Genomic DNA, 18,997 nt, shown 5'->3' on the forward strand with positions numbered 1-18,997 from the left:
ATGGGTACAGCTTTTACAGCCTGGTTACACGGTAATGCCCTGCCCGCTCATGGCCAGGTCCAGCAGTTCGCGGTTAGCAACGGCATACATGGCGTAATCCGTGCCGCTTGCCGCACGCAGCTCGACCAGCATGGCACGCCAGCGCTCGACCATCAGTGTGTGCTGCTCCAGCCACAGGGCCAGACGCGCGTCGATTTCCGAAGGACCGTCGGCCATCTGCAGAACCGACACGGTAATCGCCCGCTGTTGCCAGTCGACATCGTCACGGAACGCTTCACGTGCCAGCGCCTGCCAGTTGTTTTCCACCGGCAGACTGCTGATCTGCTGCAGGTACCAGGTAATGTCCAGCGCGCTGCCGACGGCGAAATACGCCTTGGCGACATCGGCAGCGTTCTGCCCGGTGACGTCGGAGGCTTCGATGATCGGCAACAGCGTATACAGATGCGTCGTACCGGCGACCATGCGCGCCAGCAGTTCCGGCACACCGGCTTCGACGTACGCCTGATAACGGGTCTGCCAGATCTCGCGGGTCGGGCCTTCCAGCAGTTCGTCAAGCTTGAGACCCAGTGCAGCGAGGTGCGGACCGAAGTGCGCTACGTCACGACCAGCGTCCAGCTCGTTGCGACGGCTGCGCAGGAACCAGCGTGTGGCACGACGCCCCAGGCGCATCAGCTCATCCATCAACGCCAGCTGGATTTCGGCCGAAACCTTGTAGTCCAGCGCCTCGATCTGACGGAACCAGTGCGGCAGGTGGAAGATGTCACGCACGATCACGTAGGCCCCGGCCACCGCAGCAGCGCTCATGCCGGTCGACTCCTTGAGCCGCTGCACGAAGGTGATGCCCATGTGGTTGACCAGATCGTTGGCGATCTGCGTGCTGACGATCTCGCGCTTCAGGCGGTGGCCGCGCATGGCCGTGGAAAACTTGGCGCCCAGCGAAGGCGGGAACGCGGTTTCCATATCACGCGCCAGATAATCGTCATCCGGCACACGGGATTCCAGCAACGCTTCCTTGAGGTCGATCTTGCTGTACGAGATCAACACCGACAGTTCGGCACGACTCAAGCCCTGCTTGGCCGCAATCCGCTCGGCAATCTGCTCTTCAGCAGGCAGGAACTCGATGGCACGATCAAGCTTGCCACGCGCCTCCAGGTCACTCATCAGGCGCTTGTATTCGGCAATCCGCTCGTAAGCACGACGGGCTGCCAGCGACAACGCCTGGGTCTGCTTGTAGTTGTTGCCCAGCACCAGGTGGCCGACTTCGTCGGTCATGCTCTCGAGCAACTGATTGCGCTGCTTCTCGGTCATGTCACCGGCCTGCACCACTTCGTTGAGCAGGATCTTGATGTTCACTTCGTGGTCGGAGCAGTCCACACCGCCTGCGTTGTCGATGAAGTCGGTGTTGGTCGCGCCGCCATTGAGGCCGAACTCGACACGGCCCAGCTGGGTCATGCCCAGGTTGCCGCCCTCGCCCACCACCTTGCAACGCAGCTCGTTGCCGTCGACGCGCAGTGCATCGTTGGCCTTGTCGCCCACATCGGCGTGCGACTCTTCGCTGGACTTCACGTAGGTGCCGATACCGCCGTTCCACAACAGATCGACCGGTGCCTTGAGCAGCGCATGCAGCAGTTCGGTCGGGGTCAGCTTGTCGGCCTTGATGTCGAAGCGCGCCTTCATCTGTTCGGTGATGGCGATACTCTTCAGGCTGCGCGGGAAGATCCCGCCGCCAGCGGACATGATGCTGGTGTCGTAGTCGGTCCAGGACGAGCGCGGCAGATTGAACAGGCGCTGACGCTCTGCAAAGCTGCTGGCCGGGTCCGGGTTCGGATCGATGAAGATGTGCAGGTGGTTGAATGCTGCGACCAGTTGCAGCTTGTCAGACATCAGCAGGCCGTTGCCGAACACGTCACCGGCCATGTCGCCGATACCGATCACGCTGATGCTGTCCTGCTGCACATTGATGTCGCGTTCACGGAAGTGACGCTGCACGCCCACCCATGCGCCCTTGGCGGTGATGCCCATCTTCTTGTGATCGTAACCGGCAGAACCACCGGAAGCGAAGGCGTCACCCAGCCAGAAGCCGTAGTCGATGGCAATGCCGTTGGCGATGTCGGAGAACGTCGCCGTGCCCTTGTCGGCGGCCACCACCAGATACGGGTCATCGTCGTCATGACGCACAACGTTGACCGGCGGCACCAGCGCGCCTTCCTTGAGGTTGTCGGTGATGTCCAGCAGCCCGGAGATGAAGATGCGGTAGCAGGCGATTGCCTCGGCCTGCACTTCGTCGCGGTTGCCGGTGGTCGGCAGGCGACGCGGCACGAAGCCGCCCTTGGCACCTACCGGCACAATCACCGAGTTCTTCACCTGCTGGGCTTTTACCAGGCCCAGCACTTCGGTACGGAAGTCTTCCTCGCGGTCCGACCAGCGCAGGCCGCCACGCGCCACGTTGCCGAAGCGCAGATGCACACCTTCGACACGCGGCGAATAGACGAAGATTTCAAACTTGGGCACCGGCTTGGGCAGTTCGGGAATCAGGCGCGGGTTGAACTTGAAACTGAAGTAGCTCTTGCTCTGCCCGTTGGCATCGGACTGATAGAAGTTGGTCCGCAGCGTGGCTTTGATCAGGTCCAGATAGCGACGCAGGATGCGGTCTTCGTTGAGCACCTGCACGTCATCCAGCGCAGTCAGAATCGCCTGCTCCAGACGCAACTGCTTGTCGTCGAGATCGTCGGAACCGAGCTTGCGCGCCAGATAGAACCGGGTCTTGAACAGACGCGTCAGCTCGCGGGCAATGTCAGTGTGGTTGTTCAGTGTGGTGGCGATGTAGCCCAGGTCAAAGCCCAGACGAATCTGCTTCAGATAACGCGCATAGGCACGCAGCAGCGCCACGTCGCGCCACGGCAGGCCGGCGGTGAGTACCAGACGGTTGAACGCATCGTTTTCGGCATCACCGCGCACGATGTGCACGAACGCGTCCTGCAGGGTGTCGTTGAGCTGCTGGATATCGAGGCTCAGGCCTTCGCCGTAAGTGAAGGCGAAATCGTGAATCCAGAACTCGCGACCATTAGCATGGTGCAAGCGGTACGGGAACTCGCCCAGCACGCGCAGGCCGAGGTTTTCCAGAATCGGCAACACGTCGGACAGGGCCAGCGGTGTATCGGCGTGATACAGCTTGCAATGCAATTGCTGGCGGCCACCGGCCAGTGGCTGGTAGAAGCTCATCACCAGCGGATTGGCTTCGCTGAGGCTCAGCACGTGCTGCATGTCGACGACTGCCGAATGCGCCGCAAAGCGCTCGCGGTAGCCGGCCGGGAAACCTTTCGGGAAGTCGGCCAGCACGTTGGTGCCGTGGGCTTCACCGAAGCTTTCGACGACCAGACTGGCGTAGTCGTCCTTCCACGAACGGCACGCCTGAATAACTTCGTTTTCCAGTTGAGCGACGTCGATGTCCAGATTGATCTTCGGGTCTACGCGCAGAATCAACTGCACCCGCGCCAGCACCGATTCGGAGAAGAACGTCCAGAACTCGCAATCGCTGGCCTTGAGGCGGTCCATCAGGACCTGCTGAATCTTCTGGCGTACTTCGGTGGAATATACGTCGCGTGGCACATAGGCCAGGCAGTAGCAGAAGCGGCCGTACGGGTCCTTGCGCAGGAACACGCGAATCTTGTTGCGCTCCTGAATCTGCACGATGGACATGACCGTGGTGAACAATTCGTCCACCGGCGTCTGGAACAGGTCGTCACGTGGCAGCACTTCGACCACCTGCGCCAGCTCCTTGCCCAGGTGCGCCTTGGCGTCGAAGCCGGAGCGACGCTCGACCTCGGCGACCTTGCGACGGATGTACGGAATCTGCCGCACGCTCTCGCCATACACCGACGAGGTGTACAGGCCCATGAAGCGACATTCCTTGATGACCTTGCCCGACGCGTCGATCTGCCGGATCGAAACGTAATCCGGATAAGCCGGGCGGTGCACGCGGCTTGGATGCGCCGCCTTGGCAAACGACAGCAGCACCGGTTCCTGCAGGTATTTCACCGCGTAGTCTTCGATGTGCAGTTCTTCGCGGGTCAGGCCGGGGCGCAGCAGTCGGGTCAGCCCCAGGAAAGACGACTCGTCGTAGACCAGCTGGCCGCCTTCGGCGTCGTTGCGCACTTCGAACTCTTCGTAGCCGAGGAAGGTGAAGTGGTTGTCTACCAGCCATTGCAGGAAGACCTTGATCTCGGCCTTTTCCTCGACATCGGTGTTCGACTCGTTGGCATCGATACTGGCCAGCAGTTCGTGCAGACGCGCTTTCATCGGCCCGAAATCTTCGACGACGGCGCGTACTTCGCCAAGCACCTGCTCCAGCTCGCGCGCCAGCACGTTCAACTCGCTGACATTGGCGCAGCGGTCGATCTCCAGGTACATCAGCGATTCCTGCAGCACGTCTTCGCCGGTGGTGCCTTTGGGCAGCAGCTCGAGCAATTCGCCAGCAGCGCCGCGACGCACGCTCAGCACGGTGGTCTGCAGGGTGTGGATGCTGTAGCCGCGGCGGTTCAGCTCGGTACGTACGGAGTCGACCAGAAACGGCAGGTCATGATGCAGCACTTCAACGGCAGTATGAGTCGATTGCCAGCCGTGGCGCTCGTAATCGGGGTTGTAGACACGGACCTGCGGGTGAGCATGTTCGAAACGCTCCAGCAGGCGCCACGCGGACAAGGTGCAGCCTGCCAGGTCGGAAAGCCGCCGCTGGGTGAGTTCGTCGAGGGAAATGATGCCGAAGAATTGCTCGGCAAACAGCGCCACTTGTGGCAGTGCCTGTTCGCTGATGTGCTGAGCCAGTGCCGCTTGCAGTTGATGCTGGAAGTCGGCCTTGCTGGCTGCGGTGAAGAACGCCATCTGTGGTACTCCGCTTTGGCTTTTATTGGGGAGGCTTGAAGAAGGTGTTGAAACCGGTGTGCCCTTGCAGTCAATCGCGTGGGCATCACCTGATCGAGTGTAAAGCTAAAGTAGTAACGCGCGCTGTGTCAGGGTAGTCACATTTGTATATCGCGGTGAAAAAACGCTACGCGCACCCGACACCGTACACCACTCGTCTGTCATGCAGCTTAACGAGAGCTGAGCGCACACTGCTTACGAGGCTGCGACATATTCGGTCATCAGGTCGCGATACACTGCGTACGATGGTGCCAATATCGCCCGACATAATTTGCCCGGGACTGGCAAAATCCCCTCACGCCTTACCTGGACAGACCCGGAGCCCCCCCATGCAAATCAAGACCGCCAGCCTCATCGCCAACCCGTGCGACGACGAATACGACGATATGGCACTGCTCTGCTGCCACGCAGAAAACGGCATGCTGTTTTCCCTGACCCGTTTCCCGGACGAGAACGAAGTGGAAATCACCGTCAGCGACGACAAGTCACTGAACGTGTCCAGCCTGAAGGTCACCTTCAGTGCCGAGCGCCTGCTGGTGGAAATCGAACCGCAGGACGCCAAGCAGCTCGATGGCCACCATCAGTACGAAATTCTCCATGCCACCGACGCAGGCGAGTTGCAGGACGTTCACCAGACGTTACAGATCATTCTCGAAAACGTCGGTGAGTACACCAGCACAATCAGCTGATGGGCAAAAAGCGCTAAAGTGAGCACTTCGCCAAACAGGAGTGTGTCATGAACCGCATTTTCGACGCCCACTGCCACATCATCGATCCTGGTTTCCCGCTGATCGCCAATAGCGGTTATCTGCCGGAGCCGTTCGCTGTCAGTGACTACCTTGCGACGGTCCAGCCGCTGGGCGTTCAGGGCGGCGCGGTGGTATCGGGCTCCTTTCAGGGTTTTGATCAGGGCTATCTGCTTCAGGCGCTGCGTCTGCTGGGACCGGGCTTCGTCGGTGTCACGCAACTGCCCGCCAGCGTCACCGATGCGGAACTGGACACCCTGAATGCCGCAGGCGTGCGCGCCTTGCGCTTCAACCTCAAGCGCGGCGGCTCGGAGCAGCTCGACCAGCTGGAGGCCCTGGCCGTGCGTGTCCATGAGCACGCAGGCTGGCACTCCGAGCTGTACATCGACTCGCGGGAACTGGCGCCCATCGAAACACGCCTGCGCAAACTCCCGGCCATCAGTATCGATCACCTGGGGCTGAGTGCCGAAGGGCTGCCCGTGGTCCTGCGCCTTGCCGAGCACGGCGTACGAGTCAAGGCCTGTGGTTTCGGGCGTGTGGACTTTCCGGTGCGCGAGGCCCTCAGGGATATCCACGCCGCCAACCCGAATGCCCTGATGTTCGGCACCGACCTGCCGTCGACCCGCGCACCCCGCCCTTTCCGGCCCGACGATATCGACCTGTTGATCGACGCACTGGGCGAAAGCGGCGCTCGTCAGGCGCTGTGGGATAACGCGGCGAGCTTCTATCGACTCTGACGCCGCGGCTCCGGGAGCCCGAGCCAGTCGTCCTACATGGACACCCATGGATCATGTAGGACAATACCTGCATAAATGACAGGCACTTCTCTAAATGCAATAAAAAACGCGGGAGTCGTTAGTCGATACCTGCCTGGATGGATTAAAGTATCGCCCCCAGCTCAGCAGTCATCAGACACCGCTGTTCGCCCTGCCAGGAACCGTCACCGATGGAACATCGTGAAGCGCTGATTGCGCTGCGAACTTTTCTTTCAACGCAGATCCTTGGCCAGGAAAAGCTGATCGAACGTCTGCTCATCGCCCTGCTTGCCGACGGCCACATGCTGGTCGAAGGCGCTCCCGGCCTGGCCAAGACCAAGGCGATCAAGGAGCTGGCAGAAGGTATCGAAGCCCAGTTCCACCGCATTCAATTCACCCCCGACCTGCTGCCTGCCGACATCACCGGTACGGAAATCTATCGCCCGGAAACCGGCAGCTTCGTGTTCCAGCAAGGGCCGATCTTCCACAACCTGGTGCTGGCCGACGAAATCAACCGTGCGCCGGCCAAGGTCCAGTCGGCGCTGCTCGAGGCCATGGCCGAACGGCAGGTCAGTGTCGGGCGCAGCACCTACGACCTGTCGCCGCTGTTTCTGGTCATGGCGACCCAGAACCCTATCGAGCAGGAAGGCACCTACCCGCTGCCCGAAGCCCAGCTCGACCGTTTTCTGATGCACGTCAAGATCGGCTTCCCGGATGCCGCCGTCGAACGCAAGATCCTTCAACAGGCACGTGGCGAAGCCCTGAATGGCGAAACCAAGCCGGAACGCCGCGTCAGCCAGCAGGCGATTTTTGCCGCACGCAAGGAAATCCTTGGCCTGTACATGGCCGATGCGGTCGAGGAATACCTGGTGCAACTGGTCATGGCCACCCGTACCCCGGCCAAGTTCGACCCGGAACTGGCCGAATGGATTGCCTACGGTGCCAGCCCGCGGGGTTCCATCTCGCTGGACCGCTGCGCCCGTGCGCATGCCTGGCTGGCCGGACGTGACTTCGTCAGCCCTGAAGACATTCAGGCGGTGCTGTTCGATGTCTTGCGCCACCGGGTCATCCTGTCGTTCGAGGCCGAAGCTGCGGGTATCGATCAGGATCGCGTGATTCAGCGCATCCTCGACGTCGTGGCCGTCGCCTGAGCCCATGCAACCCTACCTGATCCCCCAGCCGGGCATCCGCGTCAGCCTCAGCGAGCTGATCGAGATGCGTCATCGGGTGCGGGAAGTGCAGCTGTTTTCCACCCCGAGCCAGCGCAGCCCGCTGATCGGCCTGCACCATTCCAAGCTGCGCGGGCGTGGCGTGGATTTCGATCAGGTGCGGGTCTATCAGGCCGGTGACGACGTGCGCAGCATCGACTGGCGCGTGACGGCACGTACGCAGGAGCCGCACACCAAGCTGTTTCATGAGGAACGCGAACGGCCCATTTTTATCCTGGTGGAACAGAGCCGACGGCTGTTCTTCGGCTCCGGCCTGATGTTCAAGTCGGTACTCGCCGCTCAGGCGGCGGCGCTGATCGGCTGGGCGGCGCTGGAACACAATGACCGGGTCGGCGGGTTGGTGTTCGGCGATAACGAACACTACGAGATCAAGCCCCGGCGCAGCAAACAAAGCCTGCTGCAACTGCTCAACCGGCTGGTGCGGGTCAATCAGTCGTTGCATACCGAGATTCCGCCAGACCGCGATGCGTTCGGCACTGCGCTGCGTCGTGCCCGGGAAGTGCTGCGCCCCGGCAGTCTGGTCATCGTCCTGTGCGACGAGCGCGCCCTGTCCGATGCCGCCGAACAACAACTGAGCCTGCTGTCACGCCACAGCGACCTGCTGTTGCTGCCGCTGTCCGACCCACTGGACCGCGCCCTGCCCGCTGCCGGTCTGCTGCGCTTTGCCGAGCGCGGCGCGCAACTGGAGATCGATACGCTCAACCCCGAGCTGCGCCGCGCCTATCGGCAACAGGGCGAGGAGCGCACGGCGCGTTGGGAGTTGCTGGCGCAGAAGCTGCGGGTATTGCTCATGCCATTGAGCACTCAGGCGGAGCTCGTCGAACAACTGCGCGAATACCTCAATGCGCGTCGTCCGGTGAAGCGCAAATGAATCCCCTCGATCAGCTGGAGCCACTGATTGCGCCCGAAGCCGTCGGCTTCTGGCCGCTTGCGCCGGGCTGGTGGCTGCTGCTGTTGCTGATCCCCGTGGCGGGCTGGGGCCTGTGGCGCTTGCGCAAACTGCTGCCGGCCAAGGCCCGCAAGGTGCGTAGCGAACAGCCGTTGGACCCGGTTCGCCTCGCCGCGCTGGCAGAACTGGCGAGCCTGCCGAAACCCTACGACGGCGCGCCGGCCGGTGCCTGGCTGCAGCAGATCAACGGCCTGCTCAAGCGCCTGTGCCGTAACCACTACCCGCACAGCCAGAGCCATACCCTCAACGGCCGTAAATGGCTGGCGTTCCTCGACAACCGCTGCCCGGCTGCCGGTCTGACGCGCTGGATGATCCTGGTCGAAGGCGCTTACAAGCCCGAGTGCAAACTGGACGACAAGGCCATCACCGGCCTGACTCAGGCGGTCGATACCTGGATCCGCAAACATGTTTGAGTTCGCCTGGCCGTGGGCTTTCGTGCTGCTGCCATTGCCGTGGCTGATGCGCGCCCTGCTGCCCATGGCCGACAGCGGCGAGCCGGCGCTCAAGGTCAGCTTTCTCAGTGAACTCGAAGGCCTGAGCGGTCGCCGCGCCAAAGCCAATCTGCCGGTCTGGAGACAGCGTGCGCCGTTTCTGTTGATCTGGCTGTTGCTGCTGATCGCCACAGCGCGACCGCAGTGGCTGGGCGAGCCACTGCCGGTAGCTGCCAGTGGCCGCGATCTGCTGGTGGCGGTCGACGTGTCCGGCTCGATGGACTACCCGGACATGCAATGGAAAAGCGATGAAGTCAGCCGGCTGGTGCTGGTGCAACAACTGCTCGGTGATTTTCTCGAAGGCCGCAAGGGCGACAGGGTCGGCCTGATCCTGTTCGGCACCCAGGCGTTTGTCCAGGCCCCACTCACCTATGACCGCCGCACCGTGCGGGTCTGGCTCGACGAGGCGAGGATAGGCATTGCCGGCAAGAACACTGCGCTGGGCGATGCCATCGGCCTGGCCCTGAAACGTCTGCGTATGCGTCCGGCCACCAGTCGTGCGCTGGTGCTGGTCACCGACGGCGCCAACAACGCCGGTCAGATCGATCCGATCACCGCTGCACGACTGGCTGCCGAAGAAGGCGTAAAAATCTACGCCATCGGCATCGGCTCGGACCCGGACAAAGACGCGCTGCAAAGCGTGCTGGGCCTCAACCCCAGCCTTGATCTGGACGAACCGACGCTCAAGGAAATCGCCAGCCTCAGCGGTGGCCAGTACTTCCGCGCGCGCGATGGCGACCAGCTGGAAAAGATCCGCGCCACCCTCGATGCCCTGGAGCCGGTTGCACAGCAGCCCACCCAGGCGCGCCCGGCGCAAGCGCTTTATCAATGGCCACTGGCGACAGCCCTGTTGTTGAGTGTGCTGCTGGTGCTGCGTGAGTTGTGGCCGAACAACGCACTGCAACGCCTGCTGGCGGTGGTGCGTTCCATCAACTGGCGCGAGCGCTGCAAAAGCCTGTGGAGGTCGCGATGATCAGCGGGTTCTGGCCGCACTGGTTTCGCCCGGAATGGCTGCTGATCACGCCCTTGCTGGCGCTGCTGATCTGGCGACTCTGGCACCGGCAGAAACGCGCCGGACGCTGGCAAATGCTGCTGCCCACTCACTTTCATGAGGTGTTGCTCAACGGCGGGCGCGGCAGCAACAGCAAACTGCCATGGATCGCGCTGGGGCTCGCCTGGTTGCTGGCCCTTTTCGCCTTGCTGGGCCCCAGTTGGCAGCGCGTCGAACAGATCAGCCAGAAACCGGTCGATCCGTTGGTGGTGATTCTCGAGCTCACCCCGCAGATGCTCGCCACCGACACGCCGCCTACCCGCCTGGAACAGGCCAGACGCAAGCTGCTGGACCTGTTGCAAAAACGCAGCGATGCACAGACCGCCATCGTCGTCTATGCAGGCAGCGCACACACCCTGGTGCCGCTGTCCGATGATCTGGTCACCAGCCACAACCTGCTGGAAGCCATCAGACCGTCGATCATGCCGGTGACCGGCCAGCGCGCCGATCTGGCCGTGCAGAAAGCGCTGCACCTGCTCAAACAGGGCGCATTGGGTCAGGGGCGGATTCTGCTGATCACCTCGTCGCTGAGCGAACAGGAACGTCAGGGCATCCGCGCCGCGTTGCGCGGGCAATCGCCGCCGCTGTTGATTCTCGGGGTCGGCACAGCGGAAGGCGCACCGGTCACGCAGGAAAACGGCAGCCTGCTCAAGGATGATCAAGGTGCGATTCTGGTGCCGCGTCTGGACAGTACCAGCCTCAACGACTTCGCCGATCAGGTGGGTGGCAGCTATCGTCAGGCACGCGGCGATGAAGAAGACTTGCGCAGCCTCGGTCTGCTGGCCAGCCCCCGACACATGACCCGCGACGGTCAGGTCGTGCAGCTCGACACTTGGGCTGACCAGGGCCACTGGTTGCTGCTGCCGCTGTTGCTGATCGCGGCACTGGCCGGCCGGCGCGGCTGGCTGTTCTGCCTGCCGCTGCTGTTCATGTTTCCGCAGAACAGCCAGGCGTTCGAGTTTCAGGACCTGTGGCTGCGTCCCGACCAACAGGGCCAGCGCCTGCTGGAACAGCATCGGCCGGCCGAGGCCGCGCAGCGCTTCGAAGACTCGCGCTGGAAAGGCGTGGCGTTGTACCAGGCGCAAGACTACGCCAGCGCCGCCCGGCAGTTTGCCGAAGGCAATAGCGCCGCCGACCACTACAATCGTGGCAATGCCCTGGCCCGCAGCGGTGAGCTGGCAGCGGCACTGGATGCCTACGAGCAGGCCCTGGACCGACAACCCGACTTCCCTGCGGCGCAAACCAATCGGGCGCTGGTGCAAGGCCTGCTGGATCAGGCCGATGAGCAGAAGCCTGCCCAGGATGAACAGAACAAGGCCGATCAGGGCGAAGAAGGTCAGCAGGCGTCGCAAGACCCCAACAGCAGCGCATCACCCGCCGAGCAGAACCCGTCCCGATCGGATCAACCCGGCACCAGCGAAAGCCTGCCGCCAGACACCAGTGGTAAGGCCACCTCGGGCGAGTCGACCGACGACGAACAGACCACCCGCCCGCCGCTACAGTCCGCCGACAGCCCCATGACCGGCGAGCGGCGTCAGGAACTGGAGCAGTGGCTGAGGCAGATTCCGGATGATCCGGGCGAACTGTTGCGGCGCAAATTTCGCTACGAACAGCAACATCAGGAAAAGACCCGATGAGTCGCGTGTACACCTTATTGATCGGCCTGCTGCTGAGCCTGATCAGCTTGTCGCTGCAGGCTGCGCAACTGACCGCCAGCGTTGACCGCACGCGCCTCAACGCCGGGGAAACCGTCGAACTGACGCTGGAAACAGACGATGTGACGCAGTTCGGCAAACCGGACATGAGCGCGCTGGAAAGCAGTTTCGAGGTGCGTGACACGCGTCAGCTCAACAGCCTGAAAACCCTGGATGGCAGCAGCCAGGCCACGACGCGCTGGATCGTCACTCTGCTGCCCCGCGAGACCGGAAGCGTGTTGATTCCGTCGCTGCAACTGGGCGAACTGAAAAGCCAGCCGCTGACCCTGCAGGTCCTGCAGAGCGAACCCCAGGAGCCAGGCAACCATCTGGCATCGATCTTCATCGAAGCGAGCCTGGATCAGGACAGCGTGTATGTTCAGGCCCAGGCCGTGCTGACCCTGCGCGTCTACCACTCGGTGTCACTGTTCGACGACAGCAGCCTGAGCCCGCTGCAAGTGCCGGACGCACGGGTCGAAAAACTGGGTGATTCGCGCACCTACGAAAAGCTGATCAACGGTGTGCGCCATGGGGTGATCGAGACACGCTACGCGATCTACCCGCAGCAGAGCGGCGTACTGAAGATACCGGCGCAAGTGTTCAGTGCCACGCTGGTGCAGACGCCTGCCGAGGGTTCGCAAGCCCAGGACAGCAATCCGTTCGGCCCGCAGCCGGGCCGATCGGTGCGGGTCAAATCCGCCGAAGTACCGTTGACCGTCAAGCCCAAGCCTGCCGACTACCCGGCCGATGTCGCCTGGCTGCCGGCACGCAGTATCAATCTGGAAGAAAACTGGAGCCCGGAGCCCGGTACTACGCAGGTCGGCGATTCGCTGACCCGCACCCTGACGCTCAAGGCCGAAGGGCTGGCCGGCGCGCAACTGCCGCCCCTGCCGCCCACGGAAGTACCCGGCCTGCGGCGTTACCCGGATCAGCCACAACTGCGCAACCTGCCCAGCGAACGCGGCCTGATCGGCACGCGCGAAGAACGCGAGGCCCTGGTGCCCGCCCGCGCCGGCGCAATCGACCTGCCTGCGGTTGAAGTGACCTGGTGGAATACTCGCGAAGATCATCTGGAGCACAGCAGCCTGCCCGCGCGCACCCTGCAGATCAGCGTCAACCCGGGGCTGGCGGTGGACACGCCGGTGAACAACGACATGAGCGGTGTGACCGTGATCGGCCCGCCAGTCTGGCCGTGGCAGATGAGCACATTGCTGCTGGCCTGCACCACCCTGCTCGGTTTCGGCCTGTGGTGGCGCGCCCGTGGACAGCCGGCAATCGCCCGGGCCGTGCAGACCGGGCCCAGCCCGCGTACCGTACTCGATGACCTCAAACGCGCCTGCCTGGCCAACGACCCGCAGGGCACCCGTCAGGCGCTCGACGCCTGGGCACGTCAGCAGCCGGAAACCCTGGCCGAAATGGCCGCGCGTTTCGTGCCGCTGTCCGATGCTCTGGACGGTCTCAACGGTGCGCTGTACAGCGAAACCGGCAAGCTGTGGCTGGGCGAGGACCTCTGGCGCGCGGTGCGCAAACTGCCCGCCGCCGAACATATTCAGGACCCGGCAGGTGATGCCGGGTTGCCGCCGCTGTATCCCAAATAAGGATGCAGCTCAGGCAACACCCCTATACGACAAGGTAAACCAATGCGTCTGTTTCACACCTCTGACTGGCACCTGGGTCAGAACCTGCACGGCCAGGAGCGGGATTTCGAACACGCCTGCTTCCTGACCTGGCTGCTGGCCCGTCTGGCCGACCGTAAACCGGATGTACTGTTGATCGCGGGCGACATCTTCGACACCGTCAACCCGCCGGTCAAAGCGCAGGAGCGCCTGTACGACTTCATCGTCAACGCCCACGAACAGCAACCCTTGCTGACCATCGTGATGATCGCCGGCAACCACGACTCCGGCTCGCGTATCGAACTTCCCGCCCCGCTGATGCGCCGCTTGCGCACACATGCGCTAGGCCGGGTGATGTGGCTGGACGACGGCGTGCTGGATGCCGAACGCCTGCTGTTGCCGTTGCCGGACGCCAATGGCGACATCAAGGCCTGGTGCCTGGCGCTGCCCTTCCTGCGTCCCGCCGAAGTCACCGGCCCGACCCTGGGCGATGACTACCTGCGTGGCATCGGCCGGGTGCATGAGCTGCTGATCGCGGCGGCTGACCTCAAGCGCCAGCCCGGTCAGGCATTGATCGCCATCAGTCACGCCCATATGGCAGGCGGCTCGGTCTCGGAAGACTCCGAGCGCAGCCTGATCATCGGCAACGCCGAAGCCCTGCCGGCCAGCCTGTTCGGGCCGAGCATCACCTATGTTGCGCTGGGCCACCTGCACAAACCGCAGCGGGTCAACGGCGAAGAGCGCATTCGCTACAGCGGCTCGCCGATCCCGCTGTCCTTTTCGGAAATCAGCTATCAGCACCAGATTCTGGAGATCAATTGCGACGGCGAGACGCTGACCAGTGTCGAGCCGTTGCTGATCCCTCGCGCCGTCAACCTGCAACGCCTCGGGCCTGCACCATTGGCCGACCTGCTGGTGCAGCTCAAAGCATTGCCCGACATCGACCTGCTTGCCGACCCGGACCGCCAGCCGTGGCTGGAAGTGCGCGTGCGTCTGGATGAACCCCAGCCGGACCTGCGCAACCAGATCGAAAACGCCCTACAGGGCAAGGCCGTGCGGCTGGTGCGCATCGGTGCCGAATACGCCGGTAAAGGCAGCGCGGACGGCAGCGAGGGTGACGCCACGCTGATCGAACTGGACCAGCTCACGCCTCAGGAACTGTTCAGCCGTGCCTGGCAGGACAACTTCGGCAGCGAGGTCGACGAACAGACGCTGACCGATTTCGCCACGCTGCTGCGTGAAGTCCAGCAGGAGAGCGAGCAACCATGAAAATCCTCGCCATTCGCCTGAAAAACCTGGCCTCGCTGGCCGGCCCTTTTGAAATCGATTTCACTGCCGAGCCGCTGGCCAGCGCCGGACTGTTTGCCATCACCGGCCCGACTGGCGCGGGCAAAAGCACGCTGCTCGATGCCCTGTGCCTGGCGCTGTTCGGGGCGATTCCGCGGCTGAGCAATATCGGTCAGTCCAAGGTCCCGGACATCGACGGCGACATCACCACCAGCGACCCACGTACCCTGCTGCGCCGCGGCACGGGCAGCGGTTACGCCGAGGTGGACTTCATCGGCATTGATCAGCGGCGTTATCGCGCGCGCTGGGAAACCAATCGCGCGCGCGACAATGCGACTAAAAAGCTGCAGGCCAGCCGCCAGACCCTCACCGATCTGGACAGCGAGCAAATCCTCAGTAACCAGAGCAAACGCGAATTCGAGCAACTGATCGAAAACCGCCTGGGCCTGAACTTCGAGCAGTTCACCCGTGCCGTAATGCTTGCCCAGAGTGAATTCAGCGCATTCCTCAAGGCGGATGACAAGGAACGCAGCGAACTGCTGGAAAAGCTCACCAACACCGCGATCTACAGCCAGCTCGGTCGACGCGCCTACAGTAAAAGCAAGGAAGCCGAAGACGCCCTGAAAACCCTGACCGCGCAGGCCAGCAACATCATCCCGCTGGCCCCGGAATTGCTGGCTGAACTGGAGCAGCGCCTGAGCGACGCGCAGCAACAGCTCAAGGCCCATCAGACACAGCAACGGCAACTGGAAATCAAACAGCAGTGGCTGACCGAGCTGCACCGTCTGCGTGACGAACAGCTCGCTGCCCAGGAAGCCCTGAACAGTGCGCAACAGGCCTGGGACGAGCACAGCGGTGCACGCCAGACCCTCGGCCAGCTGGAACGCCTGGGCCCGCAGCGCCATCGCTTCGCGCGTCGGGTCACACTGAACGCTCAGCTTGATCCGCTGGCTGAACAGATTCGCCAGCATCAGCGACAGCAGACCTCGCTGCACGACCAGCAGCAACAGCTGGAAAGCCGCCGTACTCAGGCGCAGACCAGTCTGCTGGAAGCACAGCAAGCGCACAGCAGCGCCAAACCGCTGTTGCTGCAGGCTTTCGAAGCACAGAACACCCTGAACCACCTGGCCCAGGAACTGGCCAAGGCGTCCGACCTGCACCAGCAGAGCGAGCAGCTCTGCATCCAGGGCAAGACCAGCCTGCAAACCCTGCTCGATCAGCAACAGCAGGTGGCTCAACGTCTGGAGCGTATTGCCGGGCAACTGCAGCACAGCAGCGAACTGGCACCGCTGGCTCAGGCCTGGAACGCGTGGCGTGACCGGCTGAAATCCCTCACGCTGATCGCCAATCGTCTCAAGCACGGCCACAGTGAGCTGCCGGCGCTGCAGCAGCGTGCCAAGACTGCCGATCAGCAGTTGACCGAGCAACGCAGCGCGCTGGAGTTGCTGTACCGCGAAGCCGATTGCGAAGTGGAGGCAGTGACCGAGCAGGTGCAGATTCTCGGCAGCCTGTTGCAGGACAACCGCAAACAGCAGCGTGCCTTCGAGGAACTGGCCCGTCTATGGGCCAGTCAGCAAGACGTCGACCGCCAGCTTGCCGACCTCTCCCAGCAACAGCAGAGCGCCCAGCAGCAACGCGAACAGCTCAACAGCGAAGGCCTTCGCGTTCGTGATGAACTGACCGTCGCCGAACAGACCCTGACCGTCACCCGGCAACTGCTGGAGCGCCAACGGCTGGCCCGCAGCGCCAGTGTCGAAGAGTTGCGCGTGCAGTTGCAGGACGACCAGCCCTGCCCGGTCTGTGGCAGCATTGAACACCCCTGGCATCAGCCGGAGGCGCTGCTCGAAAGCCTCACGCAACACGACGACAACGAGCAGGCCAGCGCGCAGAAAGCCGTGGACCTGCTGACCGAGCAACGCAATCAGTTGCGTGAACAGGTCGGCGGCGTAATCGCCCGGCAGAAAGAGCTGCTGCGCCAGCATGAGCAGCTCACAGTGCGCCATCAGGCTTTGGCACCGGACCTGGAGTCACACCCCCTCGCCGCCCAATTGCTAGACCGCGACGCCGACAAGCGCGACGGCTGGTTGAGCCAGCAATTGAGTCAACTGAGCGAAGTCATCAGCCGTGACGAGCAACGTCAGCAAGCCTTGTTGACCCTGCAAAAAGACGCTGCGCGCCTGCAGCAGCAGCTTCAGGCGGCGACCGAAGCCAGCCAGACCGCTGCGGGTCATGTTGCCGAGCAGCTCAAACAACTGGAGGCCGACGGGCAGCGACTGGAAGAAGAACTGACGGCATTCACGCCGCTGGTATCACCGCAGGTGCTTGAAGGGCTGCGCAGTGATGCATCGGCGACCGTGCTGCAGCTCGAACAGCAGGTGACCCAGCGTCTCGATCAGCTGGAGCAGCAACACGAAGAGCAGCAGGAGCAAACCGAGCGTCAGCAGAAGATCGAGAAGCAGCAGGTCGAGCAGCAGACGCGTCTGCACCGCCAGACCGAACTGGCGCAGGAACTCACCCGGCTCGGCGAGCAACAGCAGACCAGTCAGCAGACGCTTGCCGGTCTGCTGGGCGACCACGCCAGCGCAGAGCAATGGCAGCAGGCGCTGGAGCAGACCATCGAGCAGGCCAGGCAGGCGGAAAGTCTGGCGGCGCAGGCGCTGCAGGACATCCACAATCAGCTGATTCAACTGGCTGCCGAACTCAAGTCCGGACAGCAACAACAGCAGTCCCTGCAACAGGAACTGGCTGAACTTGATGTGCAGATCAGCGAATGGCGCGCTCAGCATCCTCAGCTGGACGATAGCGCGCTGGACACCTTGCTGACCTACGACGATGCGCATGTCGAGCAACTGCGTGTGCAATTGAATAGCACCGACAAGGCGCTGGAACAGGCAAAAGTGTTGCTGCAGGAACGCGATCAGCGTCTGCAACAGCATCAGGCGCAACACAGTGACCTGACCGACAGTGCGCAACTGGCGACAGCACTGCAACAGGCCCTTGAACAGTCGGCGCTCAGCGAGCAGCACTGCGCCGACCTGCGGGCCGAGCTCAGTGAAGATCAGCGCCGCCGCAACGCCAACAGCGAACTGCAGGCGCGCATCGCCGACGCCAACAGCGAATACCTGCGCTGGGCACGTCTGGCCTCATTGATCGGCTCGGCAGAAGGCGACAGGTTTCGCAAAATCGCCCAGGCCTACAACCTCGACCTGCTGGTCCATCACGCCAATGCGCAGCTCAGGCAACTGGTGCGCCGCTACCGCCTGAAACGCGGCGGCAGCATGCTCGGTCTACTGGTCATGGACACGGAAATGGGCGACGAACTGCGCTCGGTTCACTCGCTGTCCGGCGGGGAAACCTTCCTCGTCTCGCTGGCACTGGCGCTGGGCCTCGCCTCGATGGCATCCAGCACCTTGCGCATCGAGTCACTGTTCATCGACGAAGGCTTCGGCAGCCTCGATCCGGAGTCGCTGCAACTGGCGATGGACGCTCTCGACGGCTTGCAGGCACAGGGTCGCAAGGTCGGCGTGATTTCCCACGTCCAGGAAATGCACGAACGAATCCCGGTGCAGATCAAGGTGCGTCGTCAGGGCAATGGATTGAGCACCATCGAGGTGGGGCACTGAGAGACCTGTGACGCGGAACGTGAGGCACGGCAGTTGACTATCGTTCCTCACGCTCCGCGTGGGAATGCCGTTCTGGACGCTCTGCGTCCGCTCTTGAATGTTGTGCCATCAGCGCTTTCGCGAACAGGCTCGCCTGACAGTCTTCAGCTTTTGATTCTGCCCGGGAGGGCGTAGGAGTGGACCGGGCGACGCTTCGCTTGTTCGCGAAAGGGACGTTAAATTCAGAGAAAATGTAGCGCCCGAAGTACCGCCTTCGCGAACAAGTTCGCTCCTACGCCCGCTGGGCAGAAGCCTTGTTTCCAGGCGCGGATGTGCCGCCACCAGCGCTTTCGCGAACAGGCTCGCCTGACATTCCGTGCCTGGTCTGCCGCGCATTGGGCAGTAAGTCGCAGGGACCTGTGTGGGCGAACATGCTCGCGAAAGCGTGACGGCTGATCAATCATTGAGCGGATTTGTGGTCCAGCGCTGCGTAGAAATTAGCGCTCTGTTGCAGGTATTTGGTGGTGTAGGTCTGAGTCGAGTGGGCTTTCTTGTCGTTCACTTCGACGCTGGCGCTGGCCGGGAGAGCGACGCTTGCCGAGATAGCAGATGCAGCGATGATGGAGAAAAGATTGAAATTCATGTCGGTCACCCCTC

General features: G+C 62.7%; 12 protein-coding genes. 10 read left to right on the forward strand and 2 right to left on the reverse strand.

Features of this window, described 5'->3' with window-relative positions; translation table 11 throughout:
- Positions 1-24: 24 nt before the first annotated feature.
- Positions 25-4,881: an NAD-glutamate dehydrogenase gene (locus QRN50_RS18850; protein ID WP_032657454.1), complete on the reverse strand. Its 4,857-nt coding sequence runs from the start codon at positions 4,879-4,881 to the stop codon at positions 25-27.
- 368 nt (positions 4,882-5,249) lie between these two features.
- Here QRN50_RS18850 and QRN50_RS18855 point away from each other — a divergent pair, with 368 nt between their 5' ends.
- The 10 genes from QRN50_RS18855 to QRN50_RS18900 all read left to right on the forward strand — a co-directional run bounded on the left by QRN50_RS18855 (position 5,250) and on the right by QRN50_RS18900 (position 18,361).
- Entirely contained in the window at positions 5,250-5,609 is a 360-nt protein-coding gene (locus tag QRN50_RS18855) for a hypothetical protein (RefSeq protein WP_003406543.1), read from the forward strand.
- 47 nt (positions 5,610-5,656) lie between these two features.
- Positions 5,657-6,403, forward strand: coding sequence for an amidohydrolase family protein (locus QRN50_RS18860; RefSeq protein WP_003406541.1), 747 nt, complete (start codon positions 5,657-5,659; stop codon positions 6,401-6,403).
- 209 nt (positions 6,404-6,612) lie between these two features.
- The gene (locus QRN50_RS18865) at positions 6,613-7,572 is read left to right on the forward strand and encodes an AAA family ATPase (RefSeq protein ID WP_003342804.1); all 960 of its coding nucleotides are present in this window, start codon (positions 6,613-6,615) and stop codon (positions 7,570-7,572) included.
- A gap of 4 nt (positions 7,573-7,576) precedes the next feature.
- Positions 7,577-8,521, forward strand: a complete 945-nt coding sequence (locus QRN50_RS18870; RefSeq protein WP_003318876.1) for a DUF58 domain-containing protein — start codon at positions 7,577-7,579, stop codon at positions 8,519-8,521.
- Positions 8,518-9,012, forward strand: a complete 495-nt coding sequence (locus QRN50_RS18875; RefSeq protein WP_003406538.1) for a DUF4381 domain-containing protein — start codon at positions 8,518-8,520, stop codon at positions 9,010-9,012. Before QRN50_RS18870 ends, QRN50_RS18875 begins: the two co-directional genes overlap by 4 nt.
- On the forward strand, positions 9,005-10,063 hold the full coding sequence (locus QRN50_RS18880; RefSeq protein ID WP_024661030.1) for a vWA domain-containing protein: 1,059 nt from the start codon (positions 9,005-9,007) through the stop codon (positions 10,061-10,063). The genes QRN50_RS18875 and QRN50_RS18880 overlap by 8 nt, the downstream gene beginning before the upstream one ends.
- Complete coding sequence (locus QRN50_RS18885; protein ID WP_096126560.1) at positions 10,060-11,778, forward strand: VWA domain-containing protein; 1,719 nt, start codon at positions 10,060-10,062, stop codon at positions 11,776-11,778. The genes QRN50_RS18880 and QRN50_RS18885 overlap by 4 nt, the downstream gene beginning before the upstream one ends.
- Entirely contained in the window at positions 11,775-13,433 is a 1,659-nt protein-coding gene (locus QRN50_RS18890) for a BatD family protein (RefSeq protein WP_054091610.1), read from the forward strand. Before QRN50_RS18885 ends, QRN50_RS18890 begins: the two co-directional genes overlap by 4 nt.
- Positions 13,434-13,475: 42 nt before the next feature.
- On the forward strand, positions 13,476-14,720 hold the full coding sequence (locus tag QRN50_RS18895) for an exonuclease SbcCD subunit D C-terminal domain-containing protein (RefSeq protein ID WP_003406534.1): 1,245 nt from the start codon (positions 13,476-13,478) through the stop codon (positions 14,718-14,720).
- Positions 14,717-18,361 carry an AAA family ATPase gene (locus QRN50_RS18900; protein ID WP_024650793.1) on the forward strand — a complete coding sequence of 1,215 codons (3,645 nt, stop codon included), beginning with the start codon at positions 14,717-14,719 and terminating at the stop codon, positions 18,359-18,361. Before QRN50_RS18895 ends, QRN50_RS18900 begins: the two co-directional genes overlap by 4 nt.
- A gap of 439 nt (positions 18,362-18,800) precedes the next feature.
- Here the strand turns inward: QRN50_RS18900 and QRN50_RS18905 are convergent, their stop codons facing one another.
- Positions 18,801-18,983, reverse strand: coding sequence for a hypothetical protein (locus tag QRN50_RS18905; RefSeq protein WP_003406532.1), 183 nt, complete (start codon positions 18,981-18,983; stop codon positions 18,801-18,803).
- Between the last annotated feature and the right edge of the window lie 14 nt (positions 18,984-18,997).

The organism is Pseudomonas sp. MEJ108, assembly GCF_030208985.1.
Classification (GTDB): Bacteria; Pseudomonadota; Gammaproteobacteria; order Pseudomonadales; family Pseudomonadaceae; genus Aquipseudomonas; species Aquipseudomonas fragariae.